Source organism: Acinetobacter sp. KAM396, from assembly GCF_021602765.1.
GTDB classification, from domain to species: Bacteria; Pseudomonadota; Gammaproteobacteria; order Pseudomonadales; family Moraxellaceae; genus Acinetobacter; species Acinetobacter towneri_A.
Genome location: NZ_BPPH01000096.1, coordinates 1 through 779, shown reverse-complemented (window position 1 = coordinate 779; position 779 = coordinate 1). Strand labels below are relative to the sequence as shown.

Sequence of the window (779 nt, the reverse complement as noted above, 5' to 3'; positions counted from 1 at the left end):
TAGATCTCTTGCGAAAGTAAAAACCACCTCAATCTAAGTTTCATGAGATATCAGAACTTAAACCGTTTTTCAGATTCTGAATTTAAACGCTTGGTTGGCGTACCTCGACCAGTTTTTACCGAAATGGTAGAGGTTTTAGAAAAAGCAGAATCACTCAAAAAGAAATCAGGTCGTCCTCATACTTTAGCTATAGAGGATCAGTTGTTATTAACGCTCAATTACTTACGCAACTACAGTACTCAACTGGAATTGGCGGCACACTACCATATCGCTGAAAGTAATGTGAATCGAACCATTAAAAAGGTTGAAGATGCATTGATGAAATCAAGATGTTTTACTCTGCCAAAACGAAGCATTACCACAGCAGACGAACACTTTAACTGGGTCATTATCGATGCGACAGAATGTTCAATAGAACGCCCGAAAAAAAAATCAGAGTAAGTTCTACAGTGGTAAAAAGAAGAAACATACGCTAAAAGCACAAGTGATCTATCATCCGAAGAGCAAACAAATCATAGGGCTAGATATATCGAATGGCAGTCAGCATGACATTAAACTGGCAAGAAAAACGGTTAAGAAATTCAAACATTGTGAATATGTTATGACCGATTTAGGGTACTACGGATTAGAGCAAGATGGCTTTAAATTATTGATGCCAATAAAGAAAAAGAAGAATATACCCTTATTTGATGTTGAGAAAAAGTACAATAAAATGATTGGAAAAATACGAGTTGTGATCGAACACATCAATAGTCAATTGAAGACATTTAGAATATTAA

General features: G+C 35.6%; 1 pseudogene. It reads left to right on the top strand.

The features are described 5' to 3' along the window. Positions 1-42: 42 nt before the first annotated feature. Positions 43-779: pseudogene (locus L6C30_RS14650) on the top strand (IS5 family transposase); the annotation flags it as partial.